The 17114-nt window shown below is 44.4% G+C and carries 18 protein-coding genes; 5 read left to right on the top strand and 13 right to left on the bottom strand.

The window, feature by feature from the left end:
- Nucleotides 1-48 precede the first annotated feature (48 nt).
- From OGY68_RS14230 to OGY68_RS14170, 13 genes are all read right to left on the bottom strand, one after another.
- The gene (locus OGY68_RS14230; protein WP_057068482.1) at nt 49-405 is read right to left on the bottom strand and encodes a KPN_00521 family repetitive protein; all 357 of its coding nucleotides are present in this window, start codon (nt 403-405) and stop codon (nt 49-51) included.
- Nucleotides 406-840: 435 nt separating this feature from the next.
- On the bottom strand, nt 841-1653 hold the full coding sequence (locus OGY68_RS14225) for a hypothetical protein (RefSeq protein WP_149617802.1): 813 nt from the start codon (nt 1651-1653) through the stop codon (nt 841-843).
- A 38-nt stretch (nt 1654-1691) separates the two neighbouring features.
- Nucleotides 1692-2873, bottom strand: a complete 1182-nt coding sequence (locus OGY68_RS14220) for a site-specific integrase (RefSeq protein WP_286617137.1) — start codon at nt 2871-2873, stop codon at nt 1692-1694.
- Entirely contained in the window at nt 2834-3040 is a 207-nt protein-coding gene (locus tag OGY68_RS14215; RefSeq protein WP_071941353.1) for an excisionase, read from the bottom strand. The genes OGY68_RS14220 and OGY68_RS14215 overlap by 40 nt, the downstream gene beginning before the upstream one ends.
- A 34-nt stretch (nt 3041-3074) precedes the next feature.
- The gene (locus OGY68_RS14210) at nt 3075-3857 is read right to left on the bottom strand and encodes a hypothetical protein (RefSeq protein ID WP_149617803.1); all 783 of its coding nucleotides are present in this window, start codon (nt 3855-3857) and stop codon (nt 3075-3077) included.
- 184 nt (nt 3858-4041) lie between these two features.
- The gene (locus tag OGY68_RS14205) at nt 4042-4284 is read right to left on the bottom strand and encodes a tail fiber assembly protein (protein ID WP_239693043.1); all 243 of its coding nucleotides are present in this window, start codon (nt 4282-4284) and stop codon (nt 4042-4044) included.
- A gap of 125 nt (nt 4285-4409) precedes the next feature.
- A complete protein-coding gene (locus OGY68_RS14200) occupies nt 4410-5843 on the bottom strand; it encodes a hypothetical protein (protein WP_057069081.1) in 1434 nt (477 codons plus the stop codon).
- Between the two features lie 492 nt (nt 5844-6335).
- Nucleotides 6336-6836, bottom strand: coding sequence for a DUF6998 domain-containing protein (locus tag OGY68_RS14195; RefSeq protein WP_000537444.1), 501 nt, complete (start codon nt 6834-6836; stop codon nt 6336-6338).
- 441 nt (nt 6837-7277) lie between these two features.
- Nucleotides 7278-9611: a primase-helicase zinc-binding domain-containing protein gene (locus tag OGY68_RS14190; protein WP_000783710.1), complete on the bottom strand. Its 2334-nt coding sequence runs from the start codon at nt 9609-9611 to the stop codon at nt 7278-7280.
- Nucleotides 9612-9625: 14 nt separating this feature from the next.
- Nucleotides 9626-9946 (bottom strand): DUF5375 domain-containing protein, encoded by a 321-nt coding sequence (locus OGY68_RS14185; protein WP_000743146.1) that lies wholly within the window; start codon nt 9944-9946, stop codon nt 9626-9628.
- Nucleotides 9943-10170 (bottom strand): hypothetical protein, encoded by a 228-nt coding sequence (locus tag OGY68_RS14180; RefSeq protein WP_001216599.1) that lies wholly within the window; start codon nt 10168-10170, stop codon nt 9943-9945. Before OGY68_RS14180 ends, OGY68_RS14185 begins: the two co-directional genes overlap by 4 nt.
- Nucleotides 10167-10718 (bottom strand): host cell division inhibitor Icd-like protein, encoded by a 552-nt coding sequence (locus tag OGY68_RS14175; protein WP_010364305.1) that lies wholly within the window; start codon nt 10716-10718, stop codon nt 10167-10169. The genes OGY68_RS14180 and OGY68_RS14175 overlap by 4 nt, the downstream gene beginning before the upstream one ends.
- Nucleotides 10715-10981 (bottom strand): helix-turn-helix transcriptional regulator, encoded by a 267-nt coding sequence (locus tag OGY68_RS14170; RefSeq protein WP_000556587.1) that lies wholly within the window; start codon nt 10979-10981, stop codon nt 10715-10717. Before OGY68_RS14170 ends, OGY68_RS14175 begins: the two co-directional genes overlap by 4 nt.
- Nucleotides 10982-11530: 549 nt before the next feature.
- On the opposite strand from OGY68_RS14170, the gene sid reads away from it, so the two are divergent.
- The 5 genes from sid (at nt 11531) to OGY68_RS14145 (ending at nt 17079) form a co-directional block, all read left to right on the top strand.
- Entirely contained in the window at nt 11531-12274 is a 744-nt protein-coding gene (gene sid / locus OGY68_RS14165) for a capsid size-determining scaffold Sid (RefSeq protein WP_001353007.1), read from the top strand.
- 3 nt (nt 12275-12277) lie between these two features.
- A complete protein-coding gene (locus OGY68_RS14160) occupies nt 12278-12517 on the top strand; it encodes an STY4826 family bacteriophage gene regulatory protein (protein WP_000468231.1) in 240 nt (79 codons plus the stop codon).
- Between the two features lie 15 nt (nt 12518-12532).
- A complete protein-coding gene (locus tag OGY68_RS14155; protein WP_000214422.1) occupies nt 12533-13099 on the top strand; it encodes a phage polarity suppression protein in 567 nt (188 codons plus the stop codon).
- Between the two features lie 309 nt (nt 13100-13408).
- Nucleotides 13409-15184, top strand: coding sequence for an ATP-dependent nuclease (locus tag OGY68_RS14150; protein ID WP_000025482.1), 1776 nt, complete (start codon nt 13409-13411; stop codon nt 15182-15184).
- Nucleotides 15181-17079: an ATP-dependent helicase gene (locus tag OGY68_RS14145; protein ID WP_000566758.1), complete on the top strand. Its 1899-nt coding sequence runs from the start codon at nt 15181-15183 to the stop codon at nt 17077-17079. Before OGY68_RS14150 ends, OGY68_RS14145 begins: the two co-directional genes overlap by 4 nt.
- Nucleotides 17080-17114 lie beyond the last annotated feature (35 nt).

Raw genomic sequence — 17114 nt, 5'->3', positions numbered from 1 at the left:
TAATAAAAAACCGCTTTCGCGGTTTTTTATTATTCAATGTTTGGAAGATTATTCGCTGACTTTTTTCTCAACGGAGGCAGCACCTTCTTTAGTTTTATTCCAGCCTTTCTCGGTACCTTCTTTTGTTGCATTCCAACCTTTTTCAGTACCTTCTTTGGTTGTATTCCAAGCTTTTTGTGAACCTTCACTCACCTTGCTGCTCAGGTCATCTTGTTTACCTTCAGCAACATGTTTGGCTTTTAATTTTTGCTCTTCGCCCTGATTCTGCGTCTGATGCAGTTTTTCTTTTGCAGTATTGGCGTTTTCGTGTGCGGCGGCTACATCATTATCGGTTGCGTGTGTTGTTGCGGCAATAACCGGAGAAGCCAGCAGAATTGCAGATAATGCGATAATTGTCTTTTTCATAATATCCTCGCTTAGCGTTATAAGTTATTAGCGTGGTTAAGCATGGCATACAAACGAAGCGCTGGCTTTAGGAAAAAACTGTAAATGCTGATAACGGTATTTATCAATTTTGTGCAGTTGCGAGTAATTAATACATTTTTTTTGTTGGGGGAACCCACATTTAATGCTGGGTTAAATAAAGAGTAATAATCATTATTCAGCATGGGAGCGACATCATAATGCTGCCTGATATTTATTCGGGGATGTATTTTTTATTAGAAATGAGGTTGAATCTTAATCACGTTTTACGTGTGAAACTATACGTGTACCCATTTCTCAGTGTTTGACCGGTACTACGGGTAATACAGAGACCAAAAAGCCCTCAACTTGCGCTGAGGGCTTTTCTCCGGTGTTTGGTGGCTGGCGGGAGTTGAACCAGCGTCCGTAATTATTTAACTATTTGTTTTTATTAAAATCATGCTCATTCATAAAATCCGCGTAGCTTTTGCGTATCCTTTGAAGTCTTCTCTCTGTCCAGCTTGAGTGGCTGGTCTCAAACTCAAGCAAGCATCGAAAAGAAACTCTATTTAATTTTTGTGTTGCATTATGAACCACTAGCCTGCTTTTATAATTTATTTCATATTTATTGCCGTCTATGTCATTGTATTTTAATTTAAATAGAGGTCCGTCGATTGGTTTGGCTAAGCCATTATTTAATTTGTAAGTAAACAGAATTTCATTAAGTAGTACATCAAAGTAAAATGGAGATAGTTTTAATTTCGTTGTGGTTGAATTGTTTTTATATGGAGTAATATAACCAAGGTTAATCACAGTATCTGCTTCTTTTAAAATATTAGTTTGTGATCCTGTTATCAATATTTGTACTTTATGATCTTTTATTGAACTATGGTCTTCAAATTCGAAAGAATATTTTTCATTAAGTTTATATTGATTGGAGCTGAAGAATGTCATTCTTGACAAAAAATCGAACTCAATAGTTACTGATACGTTTAATGCAACACCTGAACCAGCATTAATTATTTCTGGTTTGTGTTCGCTGAAATACTCGGCAGAGCCAGGAAATAAATTAAATGAATCATCATATATCTCTCTACTTCTGACTTGATAATCATTGATTACAAGTTGCGGTGTAACTGCTATTTTTCTTTGCTTTATTGTTTGTTTTACAGCGAGGAAAGCCGCAACAGCAGAACCCATTGTGCCTAATGCAGTAAGAATAGATAGTATAACGTCTGACGTGTTTTCCATATTTTAATCTCTGCCATATCCCAGACAGAGATTATTAGTTATTTAGTGTTATTATTCAACAGGATTACAGAAGTTTTACCATCATATTCTTTAAGGTAGCGGCCATAGTGTCTGAATAACATTTCAGGACCTTTATGCCCCATTTGAGTTGCTAACCAGAATAGGTTGGCCCCACGGCTGATATGACTTGTGGCGAATGTATGCCTTGTCTGATATGGGTTACGATAGCGGATGCCTGCTTTTCTTAGAGTTGGCACCCATGCTTTTTTTCTTATCGCGTCTGCACTGGCCCATGGTTTATTACTTTTTGGATCTTCGAAGATTGTTTCATCTTTCATGAAAGTGAACAGTTTCTGGCTGGCTAAAGCTGCCAATGCTTCTTCAGTCAGTTCAACTTTCCTGGTACCGGATTTTGTTTTTGTTCCTTTGATTACGCCGACAACAATGGCGCTCTGAACGTGGGCCGTCCTCCCTACAAAGTCGATATCACGCCAACGAAGAGCACACAGTTCAGAACTACGCAGCCCGGTTTGTATAGCGAACCTGAAAAGATTCTCCCACTGCTTATTGCCAGCAGCAGAGATCAAAGCGTCAACTTCTGCTGGTGATAGCGGATCAACCACATAACTACTTTCTGCCTCTGATTTATCACTTTGGTATCGTGAGGCTGTTACCAGTGATACAGGGTTAATCTGAAGCACACCATCCGTCACCGCTTCATCCAAAGCTGAACGTAGGAAGGAAAGTTGGTTGCGGATAGTCTTCAATGTTGTTTTCTGGCTCTGGCTCTGGATCCATGTCTTCAATGCGGCCGGCGTCAACTCACTTGCGGGAAAAATATGAAGTGATGACAGCGCGCTTCGGCATTTCTTATATCCTCCAATTGTTGAAGGGGACAGTTTCTTCGTTTCGCATATCACCAGATACTCGTCCAGGTACATCTTCACTGTTTTACCTGCGGCAGCGTTGCCGAAAATTTTTAACCGAGTGGAACGGGGAAAGTATTCCGCATAAACAAATGTTCCCCTTTCGATCTTGTTGTGGATTTCGCCGAGTGTGCGCTCGGCGTATTTGATGTTTTTAGGGGGTACGTCCAGATTAGAAAGGGGCTCACGGCATTTAACCCCTTTATAAGTGAAAGTAATATTGATGGTTTCGCCGTTGCGGTGTTTCCTGATGGTTACGCCGCGTGGGAGATTAGGCGATTCTGTCGTGCCCATTTTGCAACCTCACTAAGATCAATCCATCTCTCCTTAACGCCGTCGACCTTTAGCACCTGAACCCCTTTACGCCATACTCCACGTTGCACACGTTTGTTGATGGCTTCCGGGGCTTCGCCAGTCTCTTTGCAATAAGTTGAGATGGGAACACAATCGAGGCTCAGCATATATTTCTCCATATGTACCGGCTGCACCGGTAACCTAGTTCTTAAGTTCGCAAAGTTTTGTTTCTACCATTCCCTTATTCAAGACTAAGGATGATTCAAGAGAATTATTAATCTTAAATAACATATAGTTCTTAAATCTTTGGTGGTATCCGTATTCAATGAATATATTGTAAAAATCATTCAACGTATCTCTTTCCAATACGTTGAAGTGAAAGTGGTTGTCACCGTTTATAACAAGTGATTTATCAATCACACAATATTTTTCGCTGTCATCATTTTTATATAAAAAAACATAAGACATTCTATCAGTAAGAACAATACCATTAAGTTTTACATTGTGCGCATTTATTTGTTTGTTAATGTTCTGTCTGGTAATGGCGCTCTCTGTGTCACATTTAATTTCTTTTCCTGATGTTGTTACTATATGGAAATATATTTTACCAAAAGGATCAAGTTTTACTAGTTCATTCCCTTTATATAGCCTGCTGAACTTGGGTAATTCTATTTTTAACGACTCGTAACTCTTTAAAAGGAGAGGGCTATCAAATTTAATGGCATTTAAGTTCCCTTTCCCTTCAATTTCCAAATTAATTGATGATATCGCTATGGCATTATCTCTTTTATTTGTTAAGATTACTGCAGGGATATGTGTATCGTATAGTCTATTACTACTAAATGAATATGATGCGGCTACTTTTTTAGATATTTTTTGAATACCAAAATATATAGTGAAAGCTGCTGCTAAAATAGTTAGAAGCTTAATGTCAATTAGCGACCATAACCATTCAAGTTGTTCTATTGCTTTGTAATTAATCATTTCATATTTTCCATAATATTTTTAATTCATCATATCATATTATTATCTCGTATACATAATGGCATTTTTTTACAACCCTTAAACATATACTCAATAATTGAGTGTAAACAAGATATTGTTTATATATACATTGCACTCTCTCTTCCCGGGAACTATGGTTATGCGATTATTACTCATGGCTACCTCATTGTGACAGCTGCCACCGCCAGTTGCTTTTCTCCATGCACGAAGTTGTGGCGGTGGTGCCTCCACCTGCCTGCCTGGCGGTTCTTGCACCCGCCAGAAGATTTATTTTTTCCTGTTCCGTCTGCATCAGAAGATGTTTGTTTTCCGCATCGGTATCATGGACCCATTTCTTCCCGTCCCACTTAACGAAATGGCCTTCAGGTTCAACGGAGCCAACATCATCAGGTAGTTTCTCTAACAGGCTATTTGCTGGCGGTCAGGCAATTAGCAGTTACCTGACCTGCCATAGTATTTCTTGGAAACGCGAACATTTTGCTTCCACCAGCATGGGGATGATCGGTGCTTCATTCTATAGCTATAAGACCGCTAGCTAGATTTTATTCCTCCAAATATTGTTTTAATTCTTGAGGCCAGCTTTGCGAGGATAGATTTTATGGTAATGATAATTTTTATATAACCACTACGGTGAAAAAGATCAGTTGTTACTACTGAAGCTTCCTCTGTAAAACTTTGGCCTTTCAACCTTTCCACAATAATCTCCGGGTAAAAAGGCTTCGCGACACTTCTCCTCCAAAGATCATCAATTTCAGTTTCCCAAGTATCCTGACCTGAGCTTTTGGTTGACTTCATTAATTTAAGACGATTGCCAAAAATGCGATCATGATCCTCACTAAAGTAACTAATCCTTGAATCCAGTAATACTGAGAGCCCTGCCATATTTTCAGGGGTAGCCCACTGCAAGAATATTTTTTTAGATTTCGAAGGTTTTTTTCTGGCAGATTCGAGGAGATCCAATTCCTGCATCATATTTACTGGTATACATGACTTATCAGAAGAAGTTTTCCTGTAAATATTATCGCGAAGGCTATCTTCAAGTACTTCGAGACTCCAGGCTGTTTTCCATATACTATTCAGCTTGATGAAATCAACCTTAGACAACCCAGGTACCGATGTGGGAAGTCCGATAAGTCGAGCCATGTCTCGGGTCGATTGAATAAAGTTAAACGCTTCCGACAGTTCTTTACTACCGATATTATATTCGGCCTTGATTGATGTCTTGATTGCACTTAAGCCAACTTCAGGTTTTGACCAAGTTTCCCGTGCAGGAAGCTTTTGTGCAATTGCCAGTATGTCCTCGCGGTTAAGATTTTGGGTAAATGTGCCCGTCCTGTACTCCTCACGTAGATATTCCACTAGAGAAGTGAGAGCCTCTAATTGATCGCGAAGTATTTCAAATTGTTCACGTAGAACCAGCACATTGATGATGCTGACATCAGTTAGATGTTTTACAGAATTGGTGTCGTAACTATAGCGGAATGTTTGTCCCGTCGGGTCAGTATCGGCAATACATTTAATACGTGGCGCTAGTTGCTTTAGTGGCTGTCTAAATCGCCTGTCAATATTAGTTGCATTATTTTCGAGGTAACTCCATAAATTTCCTATATCGTGCTTAGTCAACACGTCGCTGATTTTTTCGGATAGCGTTCGTTTCCGTAATTTTGCCAAATCAGCTAGGTCTTCAATCAACCCCTTGAGTGTGAGTTCTACTGAGTGCCGTAGGCTGAAACATATAGGGTAAATGAGTGTATCGAGAGTCCCTTTGTCGTCAATGATATTTTTAATAAGGATGAACACGCTTTCGGCGAAGCCATCAGCATAATAATAGATATCGGGTGAGCCGTTATGTCCAACACAAGCGTTGAAAGAAGCATTATTTCGATCGCCCCGGAACAGGGTATTCCAGTTGAAATCCAAAACAAGAGGAGGTTCAGTATTTGGTTGAGGGATACTGACGGTCATATATTATCTCTGTTAAGTAGAACTTTAAGCACTAATCATGCAATTGTTATGAAATGTAAGGCTGAAGGCAAGTATTTTTCGAGCGAGGATAATTGAGACGTTGAACTCACAGCTCATAGAAAACGCTCACATCTGTTATGGCTAAAAAGCAGGAAGAGGAGGGAGGGTGACAGGCTACGGTATAAGAAAAGTAGGCTGTTGTTTATGGTCGCATTGAGCGTGGCGAATCAGGAAAAAGAGCAGAAACATAAAAGCCCGCATAAGCGGGCTTTTATGTCACTCGGGAGCCGCGGCTCCTTTGCGTATCTTTTTTGTCTCCTCACCGTCTGGTCGGTGTCCAACTGAGACTGCTAACTTCCTGTTATTGCTAGTGCTGTCCTGGCACTATCCAATCATGATTGGCTGGCGGAGTCTGAATAAATTAATCAACACGTTAAATATAAAGAATTTTTCCGTATTCAACTTTCAGGTGTGTACCTAAACGTGTACCAATTAAAGGATCTCAGGTTCAACAACCTTGCTCCAGCGGAGACGGCTAATGGACTTGAATTTTGCTATGCCTAGCTGATTTCGCTCATTTCTAGACTTTGACCCCGGAGCTTGAAGAGCTGCGACTACTACATCTCGTGATGCTTCATACATGGCAAAAGCATCATAATTTTCATCAAGCAAAACTAAAAGAACAGAATCAAATGGCTTAGATATATCAATAGCACCAATTCTCGCAGAGACTTTTTTAGGATCAGGCATATATCGACCTTTGATTTGAACTCTATATTCTTTCCCGTCCAAAATCTCAGTCGCATCGTATCCGGACTGACGTGCTGAACATAGTGACAACCCGAGAAGAGTTGCAGCTTCATGTTCAGCTATTTCTCCAGTGATTCCGAGAGGCTTATTGGTTAATTTGTAATACCTTAGCGCCACATCTTTAGCTTCATTTAGTATGTTTAAAATTTTTTCATGGTTTTCTTGAAGCAAAGTAGTCCCCATAAAATTCCCTTTTGCTTAACACGTTACGAATTAACGTGCTGTCTTGGTGAGGCTTTCAGCTAACTTGGATCTTTCCATAAAGTATGGAGAGCTACATCATACTCAAAAAAAGTTTTTTTGCATTTAACTGTTCACACTGTTCACCATGCTTATTTTCTATTTTAAATCATAAAGATAAATGGTGATGAGTTGGTGAAGAGTGAACAGTCGACTCTTCACCTTTGTGATTTTTTCTCGCTCTGGATGCGCCCGGTCAGGCGATGTGGTGGAGGGATAAAAAGTTTTTTCAGGTTTTACTGTTCACACTGTTCACCTCTGGTTTTTTATCAATAATTTCATGGTGATACAGGGTGAATATACGGTGAAGGGTGAACAGTGGATTGTTCACCCTGTGATAATGGTCAGAAAGAAAAAGACCGGCTGTTGCCGGTCTGAGGTTGGTTATGTCGCAGTGGGGTCGTCGCATTTTGGCAGCCAGTCGCCGTAACTTTCCTCTTTCAGCGACAGATTGGTTTGTATCCCCTGCTTGGTGTGCCGCTTCTCATAATTCAGGCCGTACTCTTTCAGCATCATGGGCAGCCCCAGCCCGAACATTTTCAGGCTGAGCACGTTCCTGTAGCCGTTAGCCTCCATATAGGCCAGATACGCGTGATAGAGATATTTACGATAATTACGCGGGATGATGCTGGCATTCCCCATAAACATCCCGTTGGTCTGCGGAAGCATTTCCAGATAGCCGCAAAAATCAAATGTCGGGTCTGCATCGCGCTTGATGTTGAGCGCCTCATCGGAATTCTGCTGCGACTGGAGCAGTGCGCGGGCGGTCATCGGGTCGCTGAATTTCTGCATAAGCTGGCGCACAATGACGGCCAGCTCGCGCGCAATTTTATCCCTGAGCTGCGGGTCGCGTTCCTCCGGGGCAATCTGTTCCGGGAAGTGAATAATCACCCGGCGACGTGACACACCGCCGCTGCGGTCGGTGAAGCGCATCGGGTTGTTGTTCACGGCCAGAATCACTGCCGGAATATGTGTTGAGTACGGGTTCTGGTATTTCGGGTCAACTGAGACCGCATCGCCGCCGGTGATGGCCTTAAGCCCTGCGCCGTCGCCGCTCCATTTTTCCTGGTCTGGCAGACGGATTAGCGAGAAGCCAATCAGGGATGCACGTTTGCGCGGGTCTTCCAGTGTGTCGATATCGGCTGACGTGGCATTATCTTCCCCGGCAAGCAGGGTCGCGATTTCAGCCAGAATACTTTTGCCACTCCCGCCGGGACCGGTGACTTCGAGAAAGAGCTGCCAGTCGTAACGGTTCGCCAGCACCATAAACAGCGCAGCCAGAATCACGTCGCGTTTTTGTGGACTTTTACCGGCCGCACGGTCGAGCCAGCGCCAGAAGTTCGGCGCGTGCGTCTCCAGCGTTTCCCCTTCCACCGGCGGGGTGAAATCCACGTCGCACAACGTACGCAGCCAGTGCGATTTACTGTGCGGGCTGAACAGGCCACTTTGGGTATCGAGTACCCCATTGCGAAAGCCAATCAGACGGCGCGCCGGTGTATCCTGCTGCGGAATAATCAGTTTCAGGGTCTCCACCACCGAGGCAATTTTCCCTGACGAGAACGGGGCGCGTAAGCGCTGGAATAAATCAGCCACATTCCGTGAAAAAGTGGCGGCAGGGATATTTTTCCAGATGCCGTTTTCATAGCGGGACAGGAGCTGGCCGTTAGCATCCACCGCCAGCGCTTCGCTGTAGTGCTCATGCACCCGCAAAGCCTTGTCGCTGGCGCTCATGGCGGTGAATTCCGCCTCGCTCATGGTGTCGAACGGACTTTGCGCCGGTGGCCGGATAGCGTCATAAATGGCTTTCCGGGTGGCTTCTTCACCTTTCTGCATAAACGCATCATTCCAGTCACCGAACACCGGCGGCAGGGCAACAATGCCCTCACAGGCATCTGCGGCCGCAGCGGCTTTACTCTGGCCGTCGCCGTTAAGGTCACGGTCGGCGGCGAGGACAATCTGACAGGTCGGATATTTCTGACGGGCAAGGCTCGCCAGAGAAAGGAGGTTCACGGAGGACAGCGCCACCATGACGGTTTCCCCGGTCAGGTGATGCACGGTGAGTGCGGTCGCATACCCCTCTGCAATCCACAGGCGTTTTCCGGCCTGTTTTTTCCCTTCGATGACATGACATGTCCCTTTGACCTGCCCCCCTTTCAGGGTTCGTTTGAGACCGTCAGCATTGATAAGCTGAAGGTTAACCAGTGCACCGGTATCATCATACAGCGGGACAACCACATCCCCGGCGCGGAACGTCACGCCGCCGGTTTTATGCATGACGGTGAGCGTCAGACATTCCAGAGCGGGGAACCCCTTGCGGGTGAGGTAGGCGTTGCCGGTGGCCGGGCGGGCTTTCTCCATGAGCTTTACGGCCATCGTGGCGGCCGCTTTGCGGTCGGCCTCAGTTTCAGCCTCTGCGACCGCAATCACTTCCGGGGCAACCGGCGGCAGGTTGCCGGTCACGGCATTCACCTTCCCGGCGGCCTCTGACGGGGTCACGCCAAACACTTTTTCTACCAGCTTAAGCCCGTCACCCGCGCCGCACTGATTGCAGAACCACGTCCCGCGCCCCTCTTTATCATCAAAGCGAAAGCGGTCGGAGCCGCCGCATACCGGGCAGGACTGATGGCGGTTTTTAATCACCTTCACACCCAGCGCAGGGAGAATGCGCGGCCAGTGGCCGCACGCCTGTTTTACGGTTTCTGTTACGTTCATTTTCATCGTTATTTTCTCCCTCAGTGCAGTACCGGCGACGTGATATGACGGGCGCAAAGCTCATCCATCACGGCCAGCCCGAGAAAGGACAGCGACGGGGCGGCTTTGAGTGGTCCGGCTTCCATTAAATCTTCCAGCAGGGCACAGGCAATCTGGCGGCCTTTTTCCTCGCCGTGCTGGCGCAGGTAGAAGCCCTCCAGCTCGGCGGCAATGGCGCTTTCCAGCGCGTCGAGGGTGAGGTGCGGGTAGCGGTGCTGGCGTTCGCACAGGGTCAGCCATGCACAGGCCACGGCGCGACGATACAGCGCGGCGCGTAATACGGGTGGTAATGGCTTTTTCATACGTTACCCTCCCCGGTCAGCCACTGCTGATTGCAGCGTTCGACCACGCCGTCGAGCTGGGCGGTCATGAGGTAAATCACGGAGGTGAGCTGTAACTGCTGCGCCGGGTCACGACGAACGGTGGCGCAGTCCTGCACCTGCATCAGGTCGCCGACGAGCTGGCCGACATTGCGCATATGCTCCAGACATTCGAGGTCACGGGCAGTAATGGTGGTGTGTCTCATGCGCGCACCTCCGCAACCGGCAGGCGGCCAGCGAACGAGAGGACGTAATCGCGAACAAGAGAAAGGCGTGCGGCGTGCTCATCACCGGCAACGGTGCGAAGCATACAAATACGGGGTTTACGGTCTGCGCGACGAACAGCGGCAAATACAAAGACAAACTGCGGGTGTGACGGGGTGAGGGTCGTAGCCATAGTGGCAACCTCCATTGAGTAGCGGTTATTGCCACCACCGGAGTTCCTACGCTCATGGGTGGTGACCCGAACGGGGGTAGGAATACCGGCCTCAATGAATACCGGCCAGCCCGAAGGCTGCCCCGCCCGGATCACCATTATCTGACAGGGGCTAAGGTGTAAACACCACAGCCCGAAAAATGGGTGTGCCTGAGCAACGACGTAAAAAAAGACGCATGGCGCGTCCGGTGTCGCCATTGAGTAACTCGGGTTCCTACGCCCGGCTGCCGATTTTGCGACAGCGGGAAAACTATACCTGGAAACGGCGAAAAGAAGCAAGCCAGAAAAAGGGGCTGTTTGCCGAACGGTCATCATCATGCGTCATAGCCCCGGTTACGTTCGGCAATGCGATCCGCCATCCATGCAGTGATTTCAGACTGCGCCCACGCCACGTTTTTGCCGCCGAGGGAGATTTGTTTCGGGAAGGCTTCCCGGCTGATGAGGTCGTAAATGGTCGAGCGGGACAGGCCGCACAGATGCATCACTTCGGGCAGACGGATAAAGCGTTCGTGAACGGTATCAGAAACCGGCATCAGCGGCGCGGCAGGAGCAGAAGACGGGGAAGAAAAAGCGGTGTGCATCGGGCTACCTCACAAAGTCCATACAGTGCCGGTCGTGTCCGTCCGGCTTCGGGTAGCTCTCTATTTTGTGAATATTTTCCCTCAGGGCAACAAGTCATTTTGCAGTGAAATCTCACACAACAAACCGTTAACAGGTGAATGGCAAACAGTGGCAATCTCTGACAATCGTTGGCAATCCTTGATAATTCTTTGGCAAAGCGATGATTACTTTTATTTATATATATATGCTTTTTAATCGCTAAAAAATCTAAGTAACTGACTGGCTGAAAAAACAGGAGGGTGAACAGTGGTGAACAGACGGTGAACAGTCAGATCTTCAACTGTTCACCTCTTAACTCACTGTATTACTTATCTTTTTATTTAAGGTGAACAGTGGTGAATAGTTATAAGTAAAAAAACAAACGGTGAGTAAGGTTTTCCTGCGACCTTCCTCTGGCCAGCCGGTTTTTAAGGTCTGTTTGTGCCAGCACTCTGACAACGGCAATGAATCGTGTTGTTGTGCAGGAGGCGTCAGAATCATTTCAGGTTGAACACACGGAGAGCCTGAACATGAAACCCGAACTCATTATCAAAGCCATGCAGACCGTTATCAGTAAACAGGATGAAGGCGCGGAACAACGCATTGCCGGTGCGCTGGCCGCACTTAACGAAGCAAAAGATGCACACACGGCCAGCATGGGTAAACTCAGCGACATTGAGGCTTCCATTCAGCGTTGTGAGCAGGAACGACAGACCGCGCTCAGTGAAAGTGCACAGGCCGAACAGGACTGGCGCAGCCGCTTTCGAACCCTGCGCGGCAACCTCACTCCTGAACTGAAAGCTGAACACAGTAAACGTATCGCCAGCCGCGAACTGGCTGATGAGTTCACCGGTCTGATTACCGAGCTGGAGAAAGACAAAAGCCACGCCATGCTTGGCGCATGCTCCTCCGGTACTGCTTATATCAGCGCCCATGAAAAAGCGTTCACCACTTACGCCAACAGCGAGTGGAAGAAGGCGCTGACCGGTATCAGCCCCGCACTGTTACGTGCCTTTCTGTTGCGTATACGGTCGCTGGAAATGAGCGGGGAAACCTCGCCGCGTGCGACCGTGACCCGTGAGCTGGGTGATGCCCTGAATATGCAGTCAGCCCTGTATCATTTTGATATGGAGCAGGAGCCGGTCCTGTCCGTAACGGGCATGAATCGCCCGGTCATAACCGGGGTTGATATGGCGCTGTTAAGAAGCCCGGCCAGACGGATGAAGCTTGCCGCTGAACTGGCCGCAAAAGACCACGAACAGGCAGAGGGCTGAATTATGTTTCACTGTCCGTTCTGCAAAAAGACCGCGCACGTCCGTACCAGCCGGTATCTGTCGGAAAACGTCAAACAGCGTTATCACCAGTGTACCAATATCGAATGTTCGGCCACTTTCCGCACCATCGAGTCGGTTGACGGTGTGATACGTGCCGCACCGGAGAAAACCGACCCCGCCCCGGTGACACCACCACCGCCGCGTAAAGTACAGGGCTGCTACAGCTCGCCGTTCCGGCATTAATCAGGAGAGAGACACGTGACCACTGTGACCATACAGCAGGCCTTTGAGGCCTGTCAGACGAACAAAAACACCTGGCTGAAACGTAAAGCCGAACTGGCAGACCTTGAACGGGAATACCGTGAACAGCTCCTTGCCGGTGACGAACAAATTCCGCGCAGAATGCAGGATTTGCGCGACAATATCGACGTGAAAAAGTGGGAAATTAATCAGGCCGCCGGTCACTATATCCGCTCACATGAGGAGGTGCAGCACATCAGTATCCGAAACCGGCTCCATGACTTTATGCAGCAGCACGGCGCGGAGCTGGCCGCCACGCTGGCACCTGAGCTGATGGGATATCACAAACAGCTTCCCGCAGTAAAGCAGAGCGCCATGCAGCACTCGGTTGATTATCTGCGTGAAGCCCTGTCGGTGTGGCTGGCCGCAGGTGAAAAAATTAATTATTCCGCGCATGACAGCGATATTTTAACGGCCATCGGATTCAGGCCTGATGCGGCTTCGCGGGATGATAATCGCGAGAAATTCACCCCAGCACAGAACCTGATTTACACCCGCCGACGTGCAGAACTGGTCGCACGCTAGCACGCAAAAAAATCCCCGAAAATTCCGCTATTTTTCCCGAAAAAAGCCATGCATCCATAAGGTGCATGGCTTTGCATGCAAATCCCCGTATTTTTTATCCCACGCAACACCAGTACCGGTGCGGCCTGAGGCCGTTCATGCACCTGCATTAAAAGCGACCTCTTAAGCGGGCAGGCGTGGCGGGGAGAGCATTGCGCGGCAGGGTTGGGATATACTATATTTTATTTTCCGCAAATGATAATCTGGATAACAGAATTATTACATTTATTCGGAATGTATATGTCATAAAATCAAGGAGGGAATGAATATATGTCAATTCTTATAAATTCTGTTAGGATTTCAGGTTTTAGAGGTATAAAGGAAATTGAGGTTGAGCTAGGACGTATTGCCGTTTTGTTAGGTACAAACAATGCGGGGAAAACATCCTTCCTAAAATCGTTGCAACTAGCTTTAGGTGATTACCAACGTTACTTTAGTGATGAAGATCTTCATATAGATAGTTCTGGGTTAAAAGTTAATGAAGTTATCGTTGACTTAAAAATAATACCTACGGATGAACATTATAATAAAACAGAAGAGTTTGACGAAAAATGGATTGATGTTTTCGGTGATAATATTGCAGTAGATGCAAATGGACATGAGTTTGTGGCTATTCGTACAAAAGTTCAGCCAGATGAGATAAAAGGTGGGTTTAATACACAACGTTATTATTTGAATGAATGGGGGGAGTTTGAGGGATGGAAAGAGATTGTTGTCAACGAGAGAAGAAAGGTAAGAACAAAAGTTGATGCAATCCCCTATATTTGTATTGAGGCTCAGAGGGATATACATCATGAGCTTAAAGATAAAAGCTCATATATAGGGAAGGTCTTATCATATATTAAATATGAAGATGAAGATGTTACTGCACTTGAAGAAATGATAAGTTCAATAAATGAAACCGCAGTGAGTAGAAGTGAGCCGCTTCAAAGCTTAAAAAATTCACTTCAAGGGTTAAACCAATCATTTCTAGGATCAAGCCACACAGAAATAACTCCTTTCCCTAAAAAAATCCGAGATCTATCAAAGCAATTTACAGTACATTTCGGAGATGAAGAAAACCATTCATTTTCAATGGAATATCATGGCACTGGGACGAGAAGTTGGGCTTCAATGCTTACAGTTCAATCGTTTTTAAGCTTTATGCATGAACGGCATGAGCTCGAAAATAAGGCGCTACATCCAATTGTTGGAGCTGAAGAGCCAGAAGCGCATCTACATCCCAATGCACAAAGAACCTTGTTTAAACAGTTATCATCATCTCAGGGACAAATTATACTGAGTACTCATTCACCATACCTGAGCGCAATGGCTGAGATAGAAGATATAAGATCATTCATAAAGAAAGGTGATGGAGTAACAGTAAATTGTTTGAAGAAAAGAATTGAACATGATGAAAAAAATGCATTAAAAAGGGAGATAATGTTAACCCGTGGTGAGTTGCTTTTCTCTCGAGCCTTAATTTTATGTGAGGGTGTTACAGAAGAACAATTAATACCATCCATGTTTGAATTGTATTTCGGTAGGACGATGTTTAGTGTTGGAGTTAACTGTGTAAGTGTCAGTGGTAAAAATTACCCACCATTCATTAAACTTGCAAGTAATTTAGGTATCCCTGTCTGTATTATTAGTGATAATGATGGTGATACTCATGGTGAGATAAACCGTCAGGTAGCACGTTTAGTTCGTGAAGATGGCCTCGTATTGAATCCTGATTGTTTCTCTTTAGAGTTCCTCAAAGAAACAAATGATATTGAAGCTGAGTTATACAACGAGTTAAATATTCGTGAAGAAATAATTGAATCATTAGTGTTAAGTGAAACCAAAGCTAGTCCTAATGAACGGTATCGAGAAGCCAAGAAAAGAGAAATAGAGGCTTTACAAGATAGTGCTATAATTGAAAAAATGCGTGACTCAAAAGCTAGTTATGCAGGGTATTTAGGAGTGATTCTAGCACAGAATGCAAATGGAAAGAGAATTGAGGAGTTACTTCCGGAATCTGTTATTATTGCATTTAATAAAGTTAGGGGATGGCTTGAGCTATGATTGATAATTTATCACAATCTCAAATTGAAGTTGTTAGAGCTCCTATGGGAGGGGCTATACAAGTTCTTGCATCTGCAGGGTCTGGTAAAACAAGAGTGCTTACTGAGAGGGTTAGGTTCATTCTTAATAACTCTGCTAGAGGAAGTGTGGTTGCTTTAACATTCACAAATAAAGCAGCAGATGAAATGCTTGAAAGGTTAGATGATGGCTCAGAAAATCGTGATAGGATTTGGATTGCTACAATTCATTCTGTTGCACAAAGGGTACTCGAAAGTTATGGGTATACTATTGGGTTACCAAAAGAATTACATATATTTGAACGTGACCAAGATCGGATGGAGGTTTTCCTACATTCCTTAAGAGAACAGGGGGTTAATATTGATGAGTACTTAGATGTTGAGGACGTTAGAGAAAAGCGCAATCGTGAAAAAGTTATAAGTCAATATCTTAATGTATTCTCTATTATTAAAAGAGAGCTTTTAACTGAAGATGAAGTAAAGATAAAATTCAGCTCCAATCCGCGTATTTGGAATATTTATCAAGATTATCAGTCTGCTTTATTGGAAAGTGGTGGTGTGGATTTTGATGATATACTTTTATATGCACATAAAATCCTATTAAATCAAGAATCGGTAGCAAGAATATATCAAAAAAAATACGTTGCTTTATTTGTTGATGAAGCACAAGACTTAAACAGAGCTCAGTACGAATTTATAAAGGTTCTCTGCGGTGATAAAATAAAAGATGTCATGATGGTTGGTGATAGTGACCAGATGATCTATGGTTTTAATGGTTCATCATCAGATTATTTTATTAAATCATTCGTGAAAGATTTTACTCCTAAAACTTATTGTTTAAACGAGAACTATAGATCTTCGAAAGCAGTGATTGAATTAGCTAATAAATTAAAACCAAATAGCCAAGTTGGTGTTAATGCTGCTCTTGATGGCTATAAATCTTTTAATGCTTTACCAGATGAAGAATCTGAAGCTATATGGGTTTGTGATAGCATTCAACATATACTGAATTTAAAAAGACATCCAGAAATTGAGGGCGATATTGATTGCTCTAAAATTGTTGTTATAGGTAGAAATAGATTTGTTTTTAAAGCTATGGAAAGTGAGCTTAAAAAAAGAAATATACCTTATTTCCTAAAGCGTAGTGATAGAAATGAATCGCCTGTTTCTCTTATTGGGAAAATAGTCGATCTTGCTATAAGGGTTAAGGTTAATCCAAAGGATTGGGTTGATGGGAAGAGATTGTATAAATTAATCGGTTTAGAATTAAATCCAGAATCAGATGTTACCTACGATATTAGCAAAGTCTATGCTGACATAAAAAAATCATCTAACCTAGATAAAGATTTAATTAGCTTGGTTTTAGCACATATTGATCATATGTCTGTAGACACACCTAATATTTTGAAGTTCTGTTTAGATATTAAATCAGAACTGGTGAGTTTAGGAGCAAATACCAAAGATTCTGCTAAAGAAGATGATATTGCCACAGGGATTAAAGATATAGAGCAGCTTCAATCCATGTGGACACGATTCAAACGTAAAGGCCTCGGTGATAATCTATCCTCATTTAGGAATGCACTTGCTTTGGGTCAGCTTAATGATGATACCTTAAATAATGGGATTATGTTAAGTACTGTTCATACAATGAAAGGACTTGAAAAAGATATAGTTTTCCTTATCGGTATGTGTGAGGGGGTTTTTCCAGATTATCGAGCTAAGAGCAAAGTCGAGCTAGATGAAGAAAGAAATAATGCTTTCGTAGCTATAACAAGATCTCGGCGTTGGATTTTTGTTACTTATCCAGAAAAAAGAATGATGCCTTGGGGGGATTATAAATATCATCCTGCATCAAGATTCTTTCTCGATATGCAGTAAGACACGCAGCATCGTCATTAAAGGCGATGCTGTTT

It is taken from the genome of Citrobacter sp. Cpo065, from assembly GCF_030332805.1.
Classification (GTDB): Bacteria; Pseudomonadota; Gammaproteobacteria; order Enterobacterales; family Enterobacteriaceae; genus Citrobacter; species Citrobacter portucalensis.
The sequence above is the reverse complement of the archived record's forward strand: the minus strand, read 5'-3'. Positions and strand labels throughout refer to the sequence as shown.